At 69.0% G+C, this 18,615-nt stretch carries 18 protein-coding genes; 5 read left to right on the top strand and 13 right to left on the bottom strand.

Features of this window, described 5'->3' with window-relative positions; translation table 11 throughout:
- Positions 1-18: 18 nt before the first annotated feature.
- From GA0070622_RS21410 to GA0070622_RS21380, 8 genes are all read right to left on the bottom strand, one after another.
- On the bottom strand, positions 19-231 hold the full coding sequence (locus GA0070622_RS21410; protein WP_091576673.1) for a hypothetical protein: 213 nt from the start codon (positions 229-231) through the stop codon (positions 19-21).
- A 25-nt stretch (positions 232-256) separates the two neighbouring features.
- Complete coding sequence (locus GA0070622_RS21405; RefSeq protein ID WP_091576671.1) at positions 257-1,078, bottom strand: hypothetical protein; 822 nt, start codon at positions 1,076-1,078, stop codon at positions 257-259.
- A complete protein-coding gene (locus GA0070622_RS33585) occupies positions 1,075-1,755 on the bottom strand; it encodes a hypothetical protein (protein WP_342672779.1) in 681 nt (226 codons plus the stop codon). The genes GA0070622_RS21405 and GA0070622_RS33585 overlap by 4 nt, the downstream gene beginning before the upstream one ends.
- A complete protein-coding gene (locus GA0070622_RS21395) occupies positions 1,752-2,168 on the bottom strand; it encodes a DUF6197 family protein (RefSeq protein WP_091576668.1) in 417 nt (138 codons plus the stop codon). Before GA0070622_RS21395 ends, GA0070622_RS33585 begins: the two co-directional genes overlap by 4 nt.
- A gap of 89 nt (positions 2,169-2,257) precedes the next feature.
- Positions 2,258-2,587: a hypothetical protein gene (locus tag GA0070622_RS32120; RefSeq protein WP_141684607.1), complete on the bottom strand. Its 330-nt coding sequence runs from the start codon at positions 2,585-2,587 to the stop codon at positions 2,258-2,260.
- Positions 2,584-3,423 (bottom strand): FtsK/SpoIIIE domain-containing protein, encoded by an 840-nt coding sequence (locus GA0070622_RS21390; RefSeq protein WP_091577791.1) that lies wholly within the window; start codon positions 3,421-3,423, stop codon positions 2,584-2,586. The genes GA0070622_RS32120 and GA0070622_RS21390 overlap by 4 nt, the downstream gene beginning before the upstream one ends.
- Before the next feature lie 14 nt (positions 3,424-3,437).
- A complete protein-coding gene (locus GA0070622_RS21385; protein ID WP_091576665.1) occupies positions 3,438-3,884 on the bottom strand; it encodes a single-stranded DNA-binding protein in 447 nt (148 codons plus the stop codon).
- A 91-nt stretch (positions 3,885-3,975) separates the two neighbouring features.
- Positions 3,976-4,830: a hypothetical protein gene (locus GA0070622_RS21380; protein ID WP_091576662.1), complete on the bottom strand. Its 855-nt coding sequence runs from the start codon at positions 4,828-4,830 to the stop codon at positions 3,976-3,978.
- A gap of 213 nt (positions 4,831-5,043) precedes the next feature.
- Between GA0070622_RS21380 and GA0070622_RS21375 the strand changes: the two genes are divergently transcribed.
- A complete protein-coding gene (locus tag GA0070622_RS21375; RefSeq protein ID WP_218060612.1) occupies positions 5,044-6,360 on the top strand; it encodes an NsdA family TPR-like regulatory protein in 1,317 nt (438 codons plus the stop codon).
- A gap of 3 nt (positions 6,361-6,363) precedes the next feature.
- On the opposite strand, the gene cutA is transcribed toward GA0070622_RS21375, so the two are convergent.
- Entirely contained in the window at positions 6,364-6,711 is a 348-nt protein-coding gene (cutA, locus tag GA0070622_RS33580; RefSeq protein ID WP_342672783.1) for a divalent-cation tolerance protein CutA, read from the bottom strand.
- A gap of 229 nt (positions 6,712-6,940) precedes the next feature.
- Here cutA and GA0070622_RS32115 point away from each other — a divergent pair, with 229 nt between their 5' ends.
- Complete coding sequence (locus GA0070622_RS32115; RefSeq protein ID WP_141684606.1) at positions 6,941-7,828, top strand: hypothetical protein; 888 nt, start codon at positions 6,941-6,943, stop codon at positions 7,826-7,828.
- 287 nt (positions 7,829-8,115) lie between these two features.
- On the opposite strand, the gene GA0070622_RS21365 is transcribed toward GA0070622_RS32115, so the two are convergent.
- From GA0070622_RS21365 to GA0070622_RS21355, 3 genes are all read right to left on the bottom strand, one after another.
- Positions 8,116-8,577, bottom strand: a complete 462-nt coding sequence (locus GA0070622_RS21365) for a WapI family immunity protein (RefSeq protein ID WP_091568513.1) — start codon at positions 8,575-8,577, stop codon at positions 8,116-8,118.
- A complete protein-coding gene (locus GA0070622_RS21360) occupies positions 8,574-10,394 on the bottom strand; it encodes an IS481 family transposase (protein WP_245666118.1) in 1,821 nt (606 codons plus the stop codon). The genes GA0070622_RS21365 and GA0070622_RS21360 overlap by 4 nt, the downstream gene beginning before the upstream one ends.
- Positions 10,395-10,672: 278 nt before the next feature.
- Positions 10,673-11,077, bottom strand: a complete 405-nt coding sequence (locus GA0070622_RS21355) for a hypothetical protein (protein WP_091576659.1) — start codon at positions 11,075-11,077, stop codon at positions 10,673-10,675.
- Between the two features lie 751 nt (positions 11,078-11,828).
- Between GA0070622_RS21355 and GA0070622_RS21350 the strand changes: the two genes are divergently transcribed.
- The 3 genes from GA0070622_RS21350 (at position 11,829) to GA0070622_RS32110 (ending at position 17,005) form a co-directional block, all read left to right on the top strand.
- Entirely contained in the window at positions 11,829-13,022 is a 1,194-nt protein-coding gene (locus GA0070622_RS21350) for a hypothetical protein (protein WP_141684605.1), read from the top strand.
- On the top strand, positions 13,019-15,850 hold the full coding sequence (locus tag GA0070622_RS21345; RefSeq protein WP_091576654.1) for a right-handed parallel beta-helix repeat-containing protein: 2,832 nt from the start codon (positions 13,019-13,021) through the stop codon (positions 15,848-15,850). The genes GA0070622_RS21350 and GA0070622_RS21345 overlap by 4 nt, the downstream gene beginning before the upstream one ends.
- A gap of 72 nt (positions 15,851-15,922) precedes the next feature.
- Complete coding sequence (locus tag GA0070622_RS32110) at positions 15,923-17,005, top strand: GNAT family N-acetyltransferase (RefSeq protein ID WP_141684604.1); 1,083 nt, start codon at positions 15,923-15,925, stop codon at positions 17,003-17,005.
- 624 nt (positions 17,006-17,629) lie between these two features.
- On the opposite strand, the gene GA0070622_RS21335 is transcribed toward GA0070622_RS32110, so the two are convergent.
- On the bottom strand, positions 17,630-18,430 hold the full coding sequence (locus GA0070622_RS21335; RefSeq protein ID WP_091576649.1) for a hypothetical protein: 801 nt from the start codon (positions 18,428-18,430) through the stop codon (positions 17,630-17,632).
- Between the last annotated feature and the right edge of the window lie 185 nt (positions 18,431-18,615).

Here is an 18,615-nt window from a genome sequence, read left to right as displayed (position 1 = left end):
CGGTCAGCGTCGAGACGGTCAACGGGTCGCCCTCACGGGGCGTCCATTGGCGGGTCGGACGGGTCGGTTGTCGGTGTTGGGGTCGAGGTCCAGGACCGCGAGGGCTTGCGTGGCCTCCTCGGAGGTCACCTTGAGGCGGACGGCCAGTTGGCCCGGGGTGATCGGCGTGCCGTGCTCGATGCGGTACTGCTTCGCGACGCGGGTCGCTCGGGCGAGCAGGTCCGGGGCCACGATCGGCAGCGGAAGTTGGGCAGCGTCAGACTCGGTGACAGGAATGTCGGTGGTGGGACGGTGCCAACGTCGGTGCCGGGGTGACATCAGGCTTGCTCGGACGGGGACGGGCGGGGCGGGCAGCCGCATCGGGCCGGGGCGTCGCCGGCTCCGGTGCCGGGGCCGGTCGCGGTGCGGTGATCCGGGTGGCGAGCTGGGCCGGGGTCGGGATCTCGGGCTGAGCCGGCGTCGGTGCCGGTTCGGCCGTGTCGATGGTCGGGATGATGGGCAGCTCCGGCCGGCCGGGCGTCGGTGCCGGGACGGCGGGAACGGTCATGGTCGGGGTTGGCGTCTCGGCGGGTGCCGGGAACGTCGGTGCGGTGCCGGTGGCGGCGTTCAGGGTTCGGCCGCTTTCCCGGCGGATCAGGGCGCGCATGTGCACGGCCAGGCCGGCGACGGCGGGCGGCAGTGCGCCGACGATCGCGGCCATGGCCACGCGCCAGGTTTCATCGGTGTTGGCGTTGGTCTGGAGCAGGTGGTACGCCGACTGGGCAGCGATGCCGATGCCGGCCGCACCGTAGGTGTTCTTCTTGGCGAACGCGGCGACCCGTGCGGGCACGGGAGCCATCCACAGCACCAGGGCGACGACCACGTAGCCGTCGACCGCGATGGGCATCAGCCAGGCCAGGGCGAGGCTGACCGAGGTGCCGGGGATCGTGATGTGAGCGGTGAAGCCGGCGAGTTCGGCCAGCGCGATCCAGGTGGAGGCGGACAGGCCGAACGACGCGGCCAGCACCGCCCACGAGGCGATCGACGCCAACCGGGGCTCACCGGCCGCCGGCCGGAGGTTGGTCGGATTGATGGTCATGCCGTGGCCCTCCCGTCAGCGGGGCCGAACAGGGTCGGTTCCTGACGGGAGGCCGGCGGCGTGGGTTGGGCCGCCCTACGGGTGGCCGTCCGGTTGGACCGGGCGGTCTTGAGGTTGTGCAGGTCGGCAAGCTGGTCAGGCGTCAGCACGCTGAGCGCCTGCTTGTCCTCGCCACGTCGGCGGTACAGCAGCGGACGAACCGTGGCGTTGGTCGGGCAGTCCGTCACCCCGTCGGGGTAGCGGAAGCCGCAGCCCGGGCATACCGAAGCGGCCGGGCTACCGGAGTGGTGATCGGCGAACACCTGAGCGAGGGTCGCCACCGTGACGCCCAGGCCGGCGCGGATGAGCCGCTCGTCCAGGGCGATACGGTCGGCGCGGTCGGCGTAGCGCATCTGCACCGCCTGCCGGGACACGCCCAGCCGGTCGGCGATCTCCGCCCAGGAGTACCGGTACGGAGGCTGGCGCAAACCGGTGACAGCGAGCCGGGTCATGGCGTCCACGTCGGTGGACAGCGCCGCGAGCGACCGCAGCGCCTCGATGTCGCCGGCCGCGACCCGACGGGCGTACGCCCGCAGGATGCGCCGCACGAACGCGTCGAACTCGGTGGTCTCCACCGACCGCTTGGCGCGCTTGGTGCGGGTGCGCGTCAAGCCGGGCTTGACGGTGTTCTTGTTCATGCCGCACCGCCGTTGGTGCGGTCCCACGCGTCGGCCGCCGCGTTGAGAACGGCGATGACAGCGTCGACGGTCTGACCCTTGGCGTCGTTGAAGTCGTAGGCGGTGTCGAGCCGCTCGTAGTACTGGCTGTCGGCGAACCGGAGGGCCAAGTACCAGTCGAGGTAGGTCAACGCGGCGTTGAAGTCAGCGAACTCTGGGGCATCGAACATCTGGGCCGGGGCGTCGACTGGTCCGCCGTAGCAGACCATGCCGACCGCGCCGACCAAGCAGGCCGGGGGAGTGAACGACCCTGAGGTGGCGTCGTAGTAGGCGCCCTGCGTCCAGCCGTGGCGGGACAGGTACAGGGCGGCGTCCCGCAGCGTGCGGGCCGGGGTGGTCACCTGCTCGGCGACCGTGTTTTGGGTAGCGTGCATGACGGCAGCTCCTTCCGGGCTGTTGATGGGGCGGGTCGGCGGCTTCGGGGTGCTTTCTCAGGGCGAATCCCGGTGCTGCCGGCCCGTTTCTATGGGGTTCGGCGCTGGGGGCGGACCATCCGCCGCAGGGCCGCGTCGAACTCGGTGACGATCCGCATCAGGTGCGCCCGGGCGTTGTTGTCGCCGGGCGCGAGGCTGATGCGGGTGCGGATCTCGGCGTGCTGGCTGCCGTCGGCGGCCAGCACGCGGGTCAGGACCACCACACCGCGACCGGGAACCCGGAGCGTGACCGGCTGTGCCCGATGCTCGCCCAGGCCGCAGGCGTGCCCTCGGGCGCACCAGTCCGGGTGCGGCAGGTGGTCATCGGCGGCGGGCCAGGTTGGCGACGTGGCCGGCCGGGGTCGGATACGGATACTCATGCCGCACGCTCCTTGCGGTCAGCCCGCATGCGGGCAGCGTGGATGGCGATGCGGGCGCAGGCCGCGTCATCGAGGTACGCGGCTTTGATCAGTTGCGGGGTGCCGCCCTCGGCGATGAGCAGACCCACGCCGGGGTTGGTCGGGCTGATCGTGTTGGCCGACCAGCCGCGGTCGGCCCACCCGTGCCCCAGGACGATGTCGGAGGACACGTTGGTGGTGCACCGGAATGCGCACCGCCAGGCGAACAGGTCCCGCAGGCTCGTCGGGATGATGTCGGACGAGGGTCGTTGCGTCGCCGCGACGACGATGATCCCGACCGCCCGGCCCCGAGCCACCAGGTCCCGCAGCAGACCCGCGAAGTCCTCCCGGGTCTTCTTGTCCCCGACGGTGGCCGAGAAGTAGGCGATCTCATCGACGGCGACGAGGATCGGGCTGAACACGTCATCGCGCTGGGTCTTCCGGCGGCCCGCCACTTCCAGGTAGGCGTACCGGTTGTCCATCACGATCTGCATCCGCCGAAGCGTGGCCAGGGCATGCGTGATGTCCGGGCCGACGAACACGTCGGCGCAGCTCTTCCACTGGCCCAACTCGACCTGCTTGCCGTCGAGCAGGCACAGCCGGCAGTCCAGCGACAGGGCGGCGTGAGCCACGATCAGGTTCAGCAGGGTCGACTTGCCGCCGCCCGGTTCCCCACCGATCAACAAGTTGCGGTAGATCAGCGGGACCCGCACCGGGTGGCCGAACTCGTCCACCCCGACATGCACCGGGTCGAAGATCGACACGGGCGCATCGGCGGGCATGCCACCCGGTACGGCGGGAACGGTCAGCGTCGACATCAGCGCATCTCCGCTCAGGCCGCCGACGCCGGCGCGGCGGTCGACCACGGGTCATCCGCCGGCGTCTCCGGAGTGAACCCGTCCCCGTTGCGGGTGCGGGCCATCTTCTTCACCGTCGCCGTGGCGAACCGCAGCGACGGGCCGACCTCGTCGACGTCCAGGCCGTACGCGGAGCGCTTCTCGCCCTGCTCGTTCTCCCACCGCGACAGCCGCAGCCGCCCGGCCACCACCACGCGGGTGCCCTTGGCCAGGGACTCGGCGATGTGCTCGGCCAGGTCCCGCCACGCGGTGCAGGTCAGGAACAGCGGGTCACCGTCGCGGTACTCACCCGCGTTCCGGTCGAACACCCGAGGCGTCGACGCCACGGTGAACTTCACCAGCGCCACCCCAGCCGGGGTGAACCGCAGTTCCGGGTCGGCGGTCAGGTTGCCCACCACCGTCACGGTCGTGTCGTTTGCCATTGCAGATCCTCCCTGGATCGGTTTCCCGAGGTGCGCCGCCGAGCGCGGCACCACCTGGCACACGTCGCACAACGTGTGCGAGTTTTCGAGGTCAGCGGCGCGGGCTGCGCTGCTGCGGCGGCGCGGGCTCCGGAACGTCCAGCAGGTCCAAGTCCACCGGCGGCACAGCCGGCGACACCGGGGCGTCCTCGTCGCGCATCCACGCCACCCAGGCCGACAGCGGCGACGCCACCAGGCCGGTCAACGGGTCACGACGGGTGATGTCGACCCGCACCAACGCGGCATGCCGGGCTGACGCGCGGACCATCCGCGCCTCACCCGCCCAGCAGGCCACCGCGAGCTTGTCCGCCTTGCCGTCCAGGTCCGTCAGGTCCAGGCCCGGCCGCAGCCACACCCACACCCGCTCCCCGGCCGGTGTCGGCCGCGCCCACAGGATCAGCGGCAGTCGACCCGGGTGCAGCCGCGACGCCGACCGGATGAACTCCGTGAAGCAGAGCCGCAGCCGGTGACGCACCACCACGCACCACACCCACGCCGACACCCGCCGACGAAACCGACCGACGCCGAAGAGCACACCCAGCACCACGGCCAGGAGCACCAGCGGCACCGCCGGATGCGTCGCCCGAGACAGGTACGCCATGCCTACGAACACCGTGACCGCAGCGACGATCTCGACCGCCCACCACCACAGCACCCGCAGCGCCGGCCACACCCGGACCACACACGCGACCACCAAGCCGCACACCCCGCCGGTCAGCAGTCCAACCAGGACCGCCAGCGGCAGCGGCAGCGCCACCGAAGCGGTGGCGCCCACCATCAGAGCGACGGACGCCGCCACGACGAGGAACGCCACCCGAGCCTTCTGCGCGTACGACCGCGACACCGGCGTCTCCACCAGCGTCACCGCGCCCACCGGGCGCTCACCGAACATCCCTGACTTCGCCATGCCCAACCTCCCCTTGTCGTGGGACAGCGGTGCGACTCAGTACCGACTTGACCGTACTGACTCACTCAGTACAGGTCAAGGTGGTGACGCATCGCGCTGTATTGATCCCTGGGTGTAAGAGTGCGAGGCTGGGAAGTGCTCTTTCGACCCTCCGGCGGGGGTACCCATGATGGGTAGGCCACTGGCGGATGTGGATGAGGAGCTACCGACGGGGTGGAGGCGTTCATGTCGCAGCGAGTCAGCGGGATAGCTATTCCGCGCCATGTCCTGGAGCGCGAGGACATGCGCGCCGCACTCGCGCGGCATGACTTTGGGACAGTGTTCATGCTGGCTCGGAAATGGGCTGGCATCAGCTATTCGCGAATTGCGGATGCGTGCTCTATCAAGGCCGAAAGAGTAGGTGCGCTCGCCCGTGGACAGGGCAGTATCGCAACATACGAAAAGATCAGCCTTATCGCAGATGCCATGCGAATTCCGGGGCATATGCTGGGCTTGGCTCCCCGAGACTGGGAGGCCAGCCAAGCGATGGCCCAAGATGCCCGAGGTGAGACCGTGAATCGGCGTGATTTCCTGCGCGTGTCTGCCGTTGGTGCCGGCACCCTGCTCGGTGCCGTTGACGTCGCTGACCTCTCCTCCGGGCGGCGGCTCGGCGAGGAGCTGCCGAAGGTCCTTGCGCGACGGACGGCGAGGCTCCGTCGCCTCGATGACGTCCTCGGAGGCGGCGACACCGTTCGCCTGTATCTGTCCGAATACGAGATGACCAAGAAGCTCGTGGCGGGCGGCACCTACACCGAGACGGTCCAACAGCGCCTGCTCGCAATTCTTGCGGAACAGGCGCAACAAGCTGGCTGGGCTGCGTTCGACGCGGGCAACCTGGACCTATCGAAGCGGCTATACGGCGAAAGTCACGGGATAGCCAATCAAGCGCAAGCACCTCACCTCGCTGGCAACGCGCTGGCTTTCCTGGCGTATCAGACAGTTGGCGGCGACCCCCGCGAAGCGGTTGCGATCGCAGAGGCTTCTTGCGCCGCTGCCGGCGACGACTCCCCGGCCACCGTCACTGCTCTGCTGCACGAGCGTCGAGCCTGGGCGCACGCTGTCGTCGGCAACGCCCGTGAGACTGACGCGGCACTGGCAACGGCGCGCGCCGCCTTGGCGCGTCGCAACGCGACCGAGGAACCCGACTGGTCGGCGTGGGTTGACGACCAGGAGGTGACCATCATGACCGGCCGATGCTGGGCAGAGCTTGGCCGGCCGCTGCGCGCGGTTCCGCTCCTGGAGGACGTACTAGCAGGCTTCGATGACGCCCACGCCCGAGACAAGGCCCTGTACTCGTGCTGGCTGGCGGACGCCTACGCCACGGCGGGGGAGCCGGAGGAGGCTGCCCGGGTCGCCGGCCGCGTGCTGGACCTTTCCGAGGGCGTCGCCTCCGTGCGACCGCGTCAGCGCCTCGACCCGGTCCTGCAACGGCTGCGGGTTCACGCCGCCGTGCCGGGAGTCCGGGAAGTCTTGGAGCGCTCCAGGACGTAGCCGCTACGGCTCAACGTCCAACAGGAGCGTCCTGCCGACCCAGGCGGCGTACTCGTCTGAACTCATCACGACCGGCACGGCCGCGATCTCGGGGTTCTGCCAAGGGTGATGGTCCTGGAGGAAGGCTCGTAGGTCCTCGAAGCGCTGAGCGTGCGTCTTCAGGAGGAGCTGCCACTCCTCGCCCGTGCCGAACTCGCCCTGGTGCCAGAAGGCCGAGATGACCGGCCCGACGATCTGCGCACCGGCCGCAAGCCTCGCCTCAACGACAAGGCGCGCCAGCTCGACGGCGGCGTCCCGGGTCTCTACCGCCGTCGAGACTTGCAGGACGGTCCAGGGTTGACCGTTGCTCACGTCAGCGGCGCGACTCCCGAGCCGAGGCCGACCCTCGTGCCAAGACGTGATCGTCTGCGGGCGCCACAGGTGGGTGCGGCCGAGCGTCTTGTCAGGCTCCGGCATCTGGCCGCGGTTCCGGTAGGAACTCACGGTGCCGACCTGGACGCCGAGGTACTCGGCGACCTCCGACGTCGTCCACCACTCCGCCTCTGGATCAGGGCTCGTCACATACGCCATTGTGCCTGTGTTGGACGATCAACGCATCTCTGCAGCAGAAGCAACCAGCGGGGGTTGTCGCAACGGGTTACTACAATCCTCGCCTGCAAGGCTCGTGCTGCCCGGGTTCGGAGGAAAGTTGATCGATTCAGACTTCTGGACTACCGGCGCTCAGACGATGCCAGTCTTGGCATTGGCGATCGTCGTGGAAGCTCGCTCTATCATGTCGAAGTGGGTTCCGGGTGAACGACGCATTCTGAAGAGCCTGCAAGGCCTAGTGTGGGCTGCGCCCCTCACCGTGTACGCCTTCGCGATACCAAAATGCTTCGAGGCGTTGGCTGGCGGCACCGTACACCCATACTGGGTCAAGGTAATTTCGTGGGGAATTGCGCTGGGCGTATCCTCGCTAGTGCTAAATCCCGCGCTGGAACTGCTCGTGCGGACAAATGCCCGCTTGCTGGCTCACATTATCCGCTTCTTGATTATGCCTATCCCGATCGTGACTCTTCGTTGGATTATTCTGCAAAAAAAGATCCTGCAGTGTCGCACGCAAAGACGTATTGCGGAGTTAGGCGCTCTTGAAATCAAGTACCGCGCACACCGCCACCTGATTGATTCTTCGGAGGATGCAGGATCGGAACTGAATCAGCAAAGATTGAGAGTGATTGAGCACGGGTTGAGCGCGCTAGCGGAGCAAAAGAAGTCGATTGAGGGTCGCGTCTCTGAATTTGCATCCGCTAGTGCCGATCGTCGCCAAAAGATTAGGGCATTGCGGGAGAAGCACCTGGAATTCATTGAGGTGGCGCTGGCAGGGTCGGATAGTAGAGGGGCTCCAGCACGGGAAGGCGCTTCACCAGTGGGCCGAACAGCCCAGCCAGACTCAAGCGCAGGTGCAAGCCGTTCCGCGAGCGACGATTGATGCGCTGTAGGCGCGTACGTGGCCGAATGCGCCCTGTGAACACCAGCCAGCCACTGGTGTCAAGCATGTGTTGGGACGCGAGTGTCAAGCATCTTCCGTGACGGGACAACGGGCAGGTGCGGGCAGGTGCGGGCTGTCGAGTCTCGGGACCTGCGTGACAGGTCAGTCTCGGGACGTGGGTGACACGTCCGGCTAGACGACTGCTAACTCTGGTGAGGGTAGCTGGCGATCAGTTGAGGGAGGTTTTCCTGCGACTGGCCGTCTGACGGGTTCTTCAGACGGGGGGGTCAGGGCTGCCCGAGGAGTGGGTAGGCACTTTCGAGTGCCGACAGGGCTGTGAGCATCGCTGGGATGTTGGTCTGGTCGAGGCCGGTGATGGCGAACGTCAGGCGGTTCCCGATGCCGGGATTGTCGGCAAGCTCTCCGGTGACGGACAGCGAGCCGTTCGGGCGGCAGGTCACGGTCAGTGAGATCCATTGTTCAAGTGAGGTGAGCACTGCTTCGCCGCGTAGTTGTTGGTTGATCAGCTCTAGCCCGTGTCGGAAGGTCTGTAGTTCATCGACACGTAGCCCGGCGGCGAGCTGTGCTGAGAAGCCGCCCACGTGGGCCGAGATCGGGCTGATCAGCCAGTTGCCGTCCCAGTAGTCGGTGCTGCCGGGGTGCATTCTTCCCATGACGCGGACCGTTAGATGGTCGTCGTTGGGGAGTCCGATGACCAGTTCGGGGGGTTCGGTCACGCCGGTGATCATGCCATCCCTTCCCGGGTGGACGTCTTCTGTCTGGGTGGTTCGGGTTTGCGGACCTTGAACCGGGCGATGGGCTTGGTGGTGGTGCGGGGCACTTCGCTGAGGAGCTGGTCGCCGTCGTGGACGCGGAAGGTGGTGTCGGCGGCTTCGACGGTGAGGGTGGTTCCGGCGTGGGCGATGCCGACGTGGATGCGTTGACCAGCGATGACCAGGGATCCTCGGCAGCTGACGCGGCGTTCGACCCGCAGGGGTTCGGGTGCCGGTGTTGGTGGTGGTCCGGCGGGGCGGGCGTCGCGGATGCGGGCGACTTCGGCCGGTGTCAGCGGGTTGGGCAGGCTGCGCAGCAGGACGCCGTCGGCGGTGATCTGCATGAGGCCGCGGTCGAGGCGGACGGTGACGCGCCTGCCGGCGAAGTGGTAGCCGACGGGGTGTTGCCGGCCGGCGAGGCCGATCAGGCCGGTGGCGTTGACGAGCCGTTCGACCTCGATCGGGGCGCCGGCCTGGATGGTGCCGGTGGTGATCGGTGGTGGCCCGGCCGGTTGGCCGTCGTCGGCGAGGATCTGGCGCAGGTGCGCAGGGGTAAGTCGGGACGGGACGGTCTTGAGTCGGACGCCGTCGACGAGCAGGTGAACGACGGTGGTGTCGGCCCAGAGGGTCACCGGAAGTCCGGCGCGGGTGGGGCTGAGCCAGAACTGCTGTCCGCAGACGGTGAGGTTGCCCGAGGCGGGAACGAGGCGGGTGACCTCTACGGCCAGGCCAACGTCCCCGCTGGCGGCCACCGGCACTGGCGGGGCGACGGCATGCCCGGCGGGTGCTGGAGGCGTCGGTGCCGGTGTTGCTGGCAGTGGCCGGCGGGGTGCAGGGATGGTGGTGGCCAGCGCTGGCGGCAGCCGCAGCGGCAGCTGTTCCTCAGCCGGCTGGGCGGTGAAACGGTCGGCCGGGAACGCCATCCCGAGGGACTGGTGCGGCCGTTCGGTGTTGTATTCGTGCCGGAACACGTCGATCGCTGCTTGGGCCTCTTCCGGGGTGGCCCAGACCTCGACGTCGTCGAGTAGTTCGCGTTGCAGGGTCTGGTGGAACCGTTCGACCTTGCCGGTGGTGGTCGGTGAGCGGGGCTTGGTCAGCCGGTGAGTGATGCCGTTCTCTCGGCAGATCCGGTCGAACATCACCTCACCGCCGCCGCGGCCGAACCGGGCAGTGAACTGCTTGCCATTGTCCGTGAGGACCTCTTCGGGAATCCCGAACCTGTGCAGGGCTTCGGCGAAGGCGAGACAGATCGCCCGACCGGTGGCCCGGCGGACCACGGCGGCGATGACGCAGAACCGGGAGTGGTCGTCCACGCCGGTGACGACCTTCGCCTCACCGCCATCGGCCAGCTGAATACCGCCGACGATGTCCATCTGCCACAGTTCCATCGGCCGGCCACGTTCCCATCGCCGGTAGTCCTCACGCCGACGCCGGCGAGGTGTCGGATCGACCAGGCCGTGCCGGATCAGCACCCGATGCACGGTGATCCGAGACGGGATCGGACCCGGGCAGTCACGACGGCCAAGCTCATAGAGCAGGCGACGGGCACCCCATCGCGGGTGATCCCGGCGCAGCTCACAGATCAGCGCCTCCACCTCAGGAGAAGTCTGGCCAGGCGAGGAACGCGGCCGGCTGGACCGGTCCGCCAGCCCTTCCAAGCCCTCGTCCTGATACCAGGCCAGCCAGCGGTGCACCGCCTGGCGGGAGACCCCGAATCGTTCGGCGACGTCCGTGACCGTGGATCCGGCAAGCACGTCCTGGACGGCTCGATACCGCTGTTCCATCACGCTCATCTCCACCAACACTCGGCGGAGTGTCACCCAGGTCCTGACACCGATGTGTCACGCAGGTCCCGAGACCGGACACGGGCAGGTGCGGGCATCTGTGAGAACTTTCTATACGTCTTCAAGGCGGGCCGCAAGCGGCCCGCAGTGCGCCGCTCGGGGCACGCCGCGCCTTGCCGCTGCGCTCCCGGCGCGGCGACCCCGGCGTCGCACGCCGTGACAGTGCACACGCGGAAGCCCCGGAAGCGTCACGGAGACGCTTCCGGGGCTAACGCCGCTTCGTCAGATCAGTGGTCGTTCGGCCGAATCGCTTGGAGCCACACTCGCGGCCCACCGCCATTGTCGATCTGCCAGAAGCCCCAGCCGTTTCGGTTGTCGTTCACGCTCGGGTTGTAGTGACGGACGACCGCGCGTGCTGCCCCTGTGGGTGTCTTAAACGACTGGCCCCTTAGCGGCCCGTCGATGATCTCGACGCGCCCGGGTGGGTAGTACAGCCCCCGCGTCCGGTGTCCCTCATAGTCGGCGTAGATGGGCTGGGCGCTTTCTGCCTCCTGCTTGGGCTCCTCTTGCGCCTGCCCCAGCGAACTCGCAGCAATCAGCCGGCGGACTATCTCGCCCTCTGTGGCGTTGGCCATCCTGGCTGCGAACGCCAACGTCTGCTTGGTTCCCTCATCGACCTCGATTGTCGCCATGCTGCCCCCCCTTGTTCCGCTTGCCAAAGAAGATAAAGCAGAAAGAAGAGCGAGTCAAGAGGATGGAGGGCGGCGCGGCCCGACGGCGGCCAGGTGGATCGCCTCCGGCGGGTAGGGCCTCCGGCCCTACGACCCGGGGATAGCCTCCGGCGGCCGGGGCTACTCGCCCCGGACCCTCGGCGACTCTGGGATGCCTCGGCCGCGACCGGGTACCCGTCGCGCACCGGAGGCCACCAGACCGCGCCGACCTGGTCCAGGTCGTTCGTCCGGCGGGGCGCTCCACCTGGACCAGGTCGGCGCGGCCCGGCAGGGCGGGGCCTGCGCGACGGGATGCCGGGTCGGCTCCGAAGCAGGCTACGAGGGCGGTCCATTGAATCCGGCCGGGGACCAGCAGGGGACCACACGTCCAGCTCGGACTGATACGGACAGTGCACTCGCCGACGGCATGCCACCCGGCGGATCGTTGCTGACGTGCGCAGACGCCTACCGCGACGTCCTGGGGGTCAAGGGGTCGTCGGTTCGAATCCGGCCGTCCCGACATTAAAACAGCAGGTCAGGGCCTTGATTCACTTCGGTGGGTCGAGGCCTTCTTGCTGTTCCGTCTCACAATTCATCACTCCGGCGAACCGGGGAACCTCCACGACTTCCGGAGTCAGTCTTCACCGAGCGGCGGCACAGGTCGGATCCTTGATCTGGCAGGGATCGGGTTCACGACTGCCCCGGGTGACCGAGGGCTCCTACGCTGAGATTTGTGGAAGATGTCGATGACGCTCGGCAGCTCGTTGAGCAGCGGATGCGCGCCACGGGGTTCGAGGAGGACATCCTCGACAAGGTCTTGGATCTGCTGGAACGCTTCGACACCGATCGGGAGAAGCTGTTCGAGGAGATGCTCTCCAAGCTGGAGCAACCGGGCTATGACGGCCTGACCGACCGGTGGGAAACCAACTGCGAGCAGGCCGAGGCGCTGATGGAGCGCCTCGAATCGGACATCCGGTCGGTGCTGGAGGACAGCCAGGCCAACGCGATGTCCGTCGACGAACGGTGGACCGCGGTCGGCCCGCGTGACTTCCTCGCCGGGGAGCGCAAGATCTGGGCGCAGGTCGCCCGGCTCGACGTCCCCGAGGTCGCCACGCTGATGAGCAAGGTCCTGGAGGCCGACCTCGCGCTCATCAAGAAGTGCGAGGAGGACCTCAAGAACGCGCGCAGCAACGACGCGATCGTCGAGCAGCTGCTCCTCAAGAACTTCGGCTCCATCCAGGACACCGTCAAGAGCCTGCTCGTCAAATACCTCCCGACCTCGGGCGCCCGCCTGATCGTCCTCTTCATGAAGGACCCGTCGTCCAAGGAAGCCGCCAATGAGGCGATCAAGAACTTCGAGAAGCTCACCGCGGAGAACCTCATGGCGGCCAAGCAGAAGCGTGCCGCGAAGCAGACGGTGGTCGACAACATCAAGCTGCTGACCGCGGCCCGCGAACAGCTCGACGAGGACTGGATCGACAAGCTCTTCGCCCGCGGCGCCGAGGCGGCGGGGAACTGGCGCGGCATCGGCGCGTCCGGCGACTACCGGGCCACCGACTGGGACTGGATGAAGGAGAACGTCCTCGACCGAGGGCTCGACACGCGGGCCGAGGCGGCCAAGGAGCAGTCCAGCAAGCTCTACGACGAGCTCTTCCCCACGCTCGTGGAGGAGAGCACCAACGCCTTCGCCCAGCTGACCGATGATCCGGGCACGCTGGCGAAGTTCAACGAGGAGCTGAAGAAGGCCTCGGAATCCCTGGAGTCGCTGCTGGCGACCGAGGAGGAATACGTCAAGGACCTGGCCGAGGGACCCTACAAGCAGACGGGCCTCGCCGCGTTCGCACAGGTCAGAGACGCGGTCAAGGTGGGCTTCAAGCTGCTCGCGGACAAGACGGAGGAAGCCGACGACGAGGTGAAGAAGTCATGACCGACCTCTTCGTCGCGGCGGGCGGCCCGGTCGGCGACGGCACCCGGGCCCGGCCGTTCCACGACCCGTGGCTCGCGCTGCGGCAGGCTGCGCCCGGCGACCGCATCCACATCGCGGCGGGCACCTATACCGGGCGTGGCGAGCGCTCCTCGTGGGTCGTCGACACCCCCGAGCTGGCCCTGCTCGGCGGATACAGCCCCGACTTCGCCCGCCGTACCCCCTGGCAGACACCGACGGTCTTCGCGGCAAAGACCGGCCTGCGCGTCCCGAACGAGCCGAACATGCTCCAGGGCATCGGCGGCCACGACGGCCTCGTCCTGGACGGGCTGTTCTTCGACGGGGCCGGGCGCGACGACTACGACGAGCAGGGCGGCCTGCAGCGCGCCTCCTACGGGGACGGCCCGCTGGTGAGCCTGCGCGGCAAGCGCATCACCGTCCGCGACTGCTGCTTCGCCAACGGCAGCTCCGGCGCCGTCGAGCTCGGCGGCGACTCCGTGGTCTTCGAGAACAACATCGTCGTCAACTGCGTCGGCCTCAGCCTGCTCACCGTCCGCGACGGCGCCCCCGAGACCCCGGCCGCGGTCAGCCGCAACACCTTCGCCTTCGCCCACGACGACTCCGACCCGCCGCGCGGCTCCGGCGCCGACCGGGCAGTCGGCGTACGGGTCAACGGCGCTGCCGCGATCGCCGACAACGTGTTCGTCGGCTGCGGCAACGCGGCCGTCGCCTGCCTGTGCGACGTCGGGCAGATCGCCATCGACCGCAACCTGTTCTTCGCCACACCGCGCGACATCGTGCGCAGCCGGGTGTCGGGCGCGGAGGCCGAGCTCACCGAGGAGTACGCCGCGGAGCTCGAAGACGTCGGCCTGCGCTCGGCGGCCGGCAACACCGTCGGCGACCCACAGCTGACCGGGCTCCCGGCGGCGTGGCTCGACACGTACACGGTGGACGTCGCCGTCACGTACGAGCGCCCGCCGATCGCCGCCCTCAACGCGCTGCGGAAATCGGCCGGCCTCGGCGAGCTGTCGCCCACATCGGACCGTGATGTTCAGCGGCCCGTCATGCGCCGGCTCGCCCCGGCCGAGGTGCTCGCCCTCGCGGTCGGCGCGGCGCCGGGCGCGCACCCCGCCGACCTGGCCGCGCCGGAGCCGTTCACCGAGCTCGCGGCCGGTCCGGCGTACCAGGCCGTCGACTGGGCGCGGCTCTACGAGGCCGACCCGGCGCTCGCCGGAGCCCCGGTGCAGGTGCGGGCCGGGGTCGGCTTCGACCAGAACACGCAGATCCTCCCTGAGCTCGCGGAGACGCACATCGGCGTCGCCATCTACGAGCCCGGCACCGACAACAGCCCGTGGTGGGCGCTCGCCCCGCGCTACGGCCTCGTCCATCACCAGACTGAGGAGGCCGTACGGTATTCGCGCGGCCTCGACGTCGAGTCCACGTACCTGCTCCGCGGCACGTATCGCCTCACGCCGCCCGGCGGGCGTCAGAGCGCCACCATCGTCCTCGACTCCCTCGCGCCCGTGCTCGACGTCACGGCCCCCGAGCCGCCCCGGCCGGCCGGCCGCGACTGGTTCGTGCGGGCCGGATCCTCTGGCGGGGACGGCAGCCGCGAGGCGCCGTTCCGCGACCCGTTCCAGGCCCTCGAAAAGGCCGCCGAGGGCGACCGCATCCTCGTCGCCGCAGGTGAGTACACGGGCCGCCTGCGGTCGGGCACGTGGCGCATCCCCGTACGCAACCTGACGCTGCTGGGCGGGTGGGACGCCGAGTTCGCCGCACGCGACCCCTGGCGACACCCCGTGCGCTTCGTGCTCACTCCGGAGACCAAGGCGAAGGGCATCTTCGGCGATCCGGTGCTCACCGGCGAGGACTCGGTGGAGGGCCTCATCCTTGACGGGTTCATGTTCGACGGGGCGACCTACAACGCGTACGCCGACAGCGGCGCCCTCGACGCGGGCCATTCCCAGTCGGCGGCGCTGCTCGACCTGCGCGGCAGCAGCGGTGGCATCACCGTGCGCAACTGCGTCTTCGCCAACGCGGCGTTCTGCGCCGTGCAGCTCAGTGCGGCGTACGGGACGTTCGAGAACAACGTGGTCGTCAACACGAGCGGCACCGCCGTCCGTATCCAGGCACCCGGCGCGGGCCCCTGGACGATCCGCGGCAACACGGTCCTGTTCGCCGCCGACCCCACCGGCCGGGCCTCGACCGGGCAGTCCACGACCGGCTGCCTGCTGGACATCTCCGGCCGGGGTGTCATGCGGGTCGAGGCCAACGTGCTCGCCTTCGCCGACAGCATCGCCGTCCGCGCGACCGTGCCCGACCAGAACCTGCTGCTCGACGGGAACGTGCTCGCCGCCAACCTGTACGCCGACCTCCACGACGGCCGCCACGTGCTCGTCGACGCCGAGAACCGCGACCGGGTGTTCCGCGACGCCCCGTTCGGCGCTCAGACCGGAACCCGGTTCGAGCTGCCGGCGGTGTCGGTCGACGCCACGTACGCCGACCAGGCCGTCGGCCGCCTCTCGGCCCTGGCCGCCGCGATGCCGAAGGACGGGCTCAACGCCGCCGCGGCGGCGCTCGGCGTCTCGATCACGGCGCCGAAGACGGAGGCACCCGTCGAGGCGGCGCCCCCGGAGCCGAAGAAGGAACCGTCAGTGGCCGACCTGCTCGCGGACCTCGGCCGGGCCCGCAAGGCGTTCGAGGTGAAGGACGCGGCCCCGCCGGCCACAGACACTCCGCTGTACTGCCCGGTCTATCCGGTCGAGGCGGCGCTGAGGCTGGCCCTCGACGCCCCGCCAGGCGAGCCCGGCGCCCACGCCCCGCCTTCATGATCGAAGAGCTTGTTACGCCTGATTCCGCAACTCATCTGGCTTGCTCCACCCACTCGCTCGACCGCAGGATGGGTGAGCGGTGCCGCAGCCGCCGGCGCCGGCGGCACTTCGGGTTCCGAGGTGCCGCACCCGGCGGTCAGGGGCAGCGCGGCGCACAGCATCGTGACGGCAAATGCCTGCTGCTCGCCGCGGCTTGCGGGGAATGTTCGTCATGGCGTCACGTCCGAGAGGCTGATCAAGTCGGTTTCTGCGGCGCAGAGCGGACGGTTTGTCTCCTGCACCCGGTTGCCGAGGCGGGCGGCCGATGATCCCGTGAAGCGCGAGTGGATCAAGGCGGCCCGCAAAGCGCCGGCCCGGCCGGTCACGCTGACGGACGACCAGAACCATGAAGACCTCGGGGCTTTGCCCGAACCCCGGCCCTCCTCAGAGATCCGCCGACACCTTCGGGCGACGGCGGGCGGCAGGACAGGGCATGATGCTCGGATGACGTTGGCCGAGGTCTGGCCCGTGCGCCGTCTGCGGGTGACGACGTCCGTGCTTGAGCTGGCTGTGCCGGGCGAGGACGAGCTTGCCGAGCTGGCGATGCATGCGGCAGCGGGCATCTACGATCCGCAGAGCCGATTTCTGGCGCGTTCGCCCGTGGCGGGATGGGAGTCGGGACCGTCTCCCCAGGCCGAGTGGTCGTTCCTGCGGTACTACTGGGCGTCCCTGGCGGACTGGCGGCCGAGCAGATGGAACCTGGTGATGGCCGTGAAGGTCGATGGCGCGTGCGTCGGGGTGCAGGAGATCGGCGCGCAGGACTTCGGGATCACCAGGACCGTCTCGACGGGGTCGTGGATCGCGCGGCGGTTCCAGCGGCGTGGCTACGGCAAGCAGATGCGGGCCGCCATCCTGCACCTGGCGTTCGCCGGGCTGGGAGCGGATCGCGCCGAGTCCGCCGCCTGGTCCACCAATGCACCGTCGCTGGGAGTCTCGTGGTCGCTCGGCTATCAGTCGAACGGCACCACGATCCGGGCTTTCGACGGTGCCCGCCAGGAGCAGATCAACCTGGTGCTCGACCGCCAACGGTGGGAGAGCGGGCGTGACGACATCGCGATCCATGGACTCGGTGACGAGGTGCTTGAGCTGATGGACGTCAGCGCCGCATCCCGGTGATGGCCGCTGCCCGTGGCCGCACGTCCGTTGGGCCGTAGGCCATTGGTGCAGCCGAGCTGGCCGGCAGGCGTGGGTGACGAGCGACGGCAACCGAATGAGAGCACGTGTCTCGTCGGGGGGCGAAGATCGCGTTGTTGGGGCCTTCAGCCCGTACCCTGGCGGTTGACCCGCCCTTCCCCGGCCGCCTTCGCCCGGCCGTGGTCGCGTTCGGTGCCGGCTGGTCCGGTCGCGGTGCGCTCGTGCCGCTGATTCGGCGAGTGCTCCACCGTGGCTCCCTGCCGGCCTCGTGCTCCGCTGCCCGGGTGTCGGCGGCCCCGCGCCGACTCGCCGCCGCTGTCATGCTTGTTGCGCTGTTGGCTACCCATGCCCGGGGATACCCGGTAGCTGGGCGCCCATGCTCTCGAGCGGGACGGCTTCGGTGAAGGATGCCGACCTGTTCGAGTTCGACGAGGTTCTCGAGCCGGATCGCCCGGGTGCTCACGGAGGCGCATCGGGATCGGTTGCCCGGTGGAGAAGCCGGGCAGGCGAGCGTCGTTCCCTGGCCGGCCGGCCGGCCGGCGGCCGGTCCGGACGACGACCGCCATCTGTCCTGGCACGACACCGCCCATCCGGATGGTATGTCGATCAGCCCTGCTGCTGTTGCCCCTGAGGTCCTACCAGGCGCGCCGTGATGTGCCTCAGTGGCTGGCTGCTGTTGACCATCCTCTTCATCCGTTGCCAGGCGGCTCGGGCCGGAGATCCGCCCGGGCCACCACCGACGGTCTGGTGCAGCGTCTGCGACAGTGGTCCCTCAGGCCCCAGCGCCTCCTGCGCCGTCTGCCCGACGTGGTCGAGCGTCCGCGCCAGTGGCCCCTGCGGCCCGAGCGCCTGCTGAGCCGTCTGTCCAACCTGGTTCACGGCGGTGTCCACGGTCTTGACCAGCGACTCGATGATCTGAGGATTGCGTTCGATGGTGTGCAGGGCGCTGTCGAGAATGCCGCGGAGTTCCTCGAGTCGAACCTCGAGCATCGCCTCGGCCTCGACGCCCTTGATGTCGATCTTCACCGTGCCGAGCTGCGCCTGAACGCCCACGTCGAGCTGGAGCAGGCTACCCAGGCGGGCTCGGAGTGAGACGGAGGCGTCCAGGTTGTCGACCTCGACGTAGATCTGTTCGACCTTGGCCTGCGGGATCTGGAGGACGACATCCGGTTCTGACATCGTCTTGCTGCTGCGTCCGCCGGTCGGCCGGGGCAGGTCGCGCTCGCCACGCTGTGGGGCGGGGTGTCCCCCCGGCCTCGCACCCGTCGGCCCGCCGGTGGCGCCGAGGTTCCGGCCCCGATCGGAGACGTCAGCGCCCTCCTCGGCGTCGCGCTGCGGATCGATGTGGTCGCGCGGTTGCGCGGGCGACTCCCGTGCGTCCCTGTCCCGGCTCTCCGGTTCGGCCATCCCGCACTCCTCGGTCCTCGCCCGTCATGCGGACCGGACGGAGCCCACCATCTGTGGCTCCGATCCTCGGTCCACCTCCTCGGACCGGGTCGCGGTCTACCCGTGTGCCGAGGCGTCAAACGGCTCAGCGGTGTTGGTGAGATCTGCTGCCTTCGCGGGTGCCGCTGGTCGCGTGGACCGTCGGC

This window comes from Micromonospora sediminicola, from assembly GCF_900089585.1.
In the GTDB taxonomy this organism is placed as follows: Bacteria; Actinomycetota; Actinomycetes; order Mycobacteriales; family Micromonosporaceae; genus Micromonospora; species Micromonospora sediminicola.
This window is presented reverse-complemented; position numbering and strand designations above follow the sequence as displayed.

What these genes read in the sequence shown, in the direction of transcription:
- GA0070622_RS21405 (WP_091576671.1), bottom strand. Translation starts at nt 1,078, where the DNA reads ATGACCATCAATCCGACCAACCTCCGGCCGGCGGCCGGTGAGCCCCGG.
- GA0070622_RS33585 (WP_342672779.1), bottom strand. Translation starts at nt 1,755, where the DNA reads ATGAACAAGAACACCGTCAAGCCCGGCTTGACGCGCACCCGCACCAAG.
- GA0070622_RS21395 (WP_091576668.1), bottom strand. Translation starts at nt 2,168, where the DNA reads ATGCACGCTACCCAAAACACGGTCGCCGAGCAGGTGACCACCCCGGCC.
- GA0070622_RS32120 (WP_141684607.1), bottom strand. Translation starts at nt 2,587, where the DNA reads ATGAGTATCCGTATCCGACCCCGGCCGGCCACGTCGCCAACCTGGCCC.
- GA0070622_RS21390 (WP_091577791.1), bottom strand. Translation starts at nt 3,423, where the DNA reads ATGTCGACGCTGACCGTTCCCGCCGTACCGGGTGGCATGCCCGCCGAT.
- GA0070622_RS21385 (WP_091576665.1), bottom strand. Translation starts at nt 3,884, where the DNA reads ATGGCAAACGACACGACCGTGACGGTGGTGGGCAACCTGACCGCCGAC.
- GA0070622_RS21380 (WP_091576662.1), bottom strand. Translation starts at nt 4,830, where the DNA reads ATGGCGAAGTCAGGGATGTTCGGTGAGCGCCCGGTGGGCGCGGTGACG.
- GA0070622_RS21365 (WP_091568513.1), bottom strand. Translation starts at nt 8,577, where the DNA reads ATGATCACCGGCGTGACCGAACCCCCCGAACTGGTCATCGGACTCCCC.
- GA0070622_RS21360 (WP_245666118.1), bottom strand. Translation starts at nt 10,394, where the DNA reads ATGAGCGTGATGGAACAGCGGTATCGAGCCGTCCAGGACGTGCTTGCC.
- GA0070622_RS21355 (WP_091576659.1), bottom strand. Translation starts at nt 11,077, where the DNA reads ATGGCGACAATCGAGGTCGATGAGGGAACCAAGCAGACGTTGGCGTTC.
- GA0070622_RS21345 (WP_091576654.1), top strand. Translation starts at nt 13,019, where the DNA reads ATGACCGACCTCTTCGTCGCGGCGGGCGGCCCGGTCGGCGACGGCACC.
- GA0070622_RS21335 (WP_091576649.1), bottom strand. Translation starts at nt 18,430, where the DNA reads ATGGCCGAACCGGAGAGCCGGGACAGGGACGCACGGGAGTCGCCCGCG.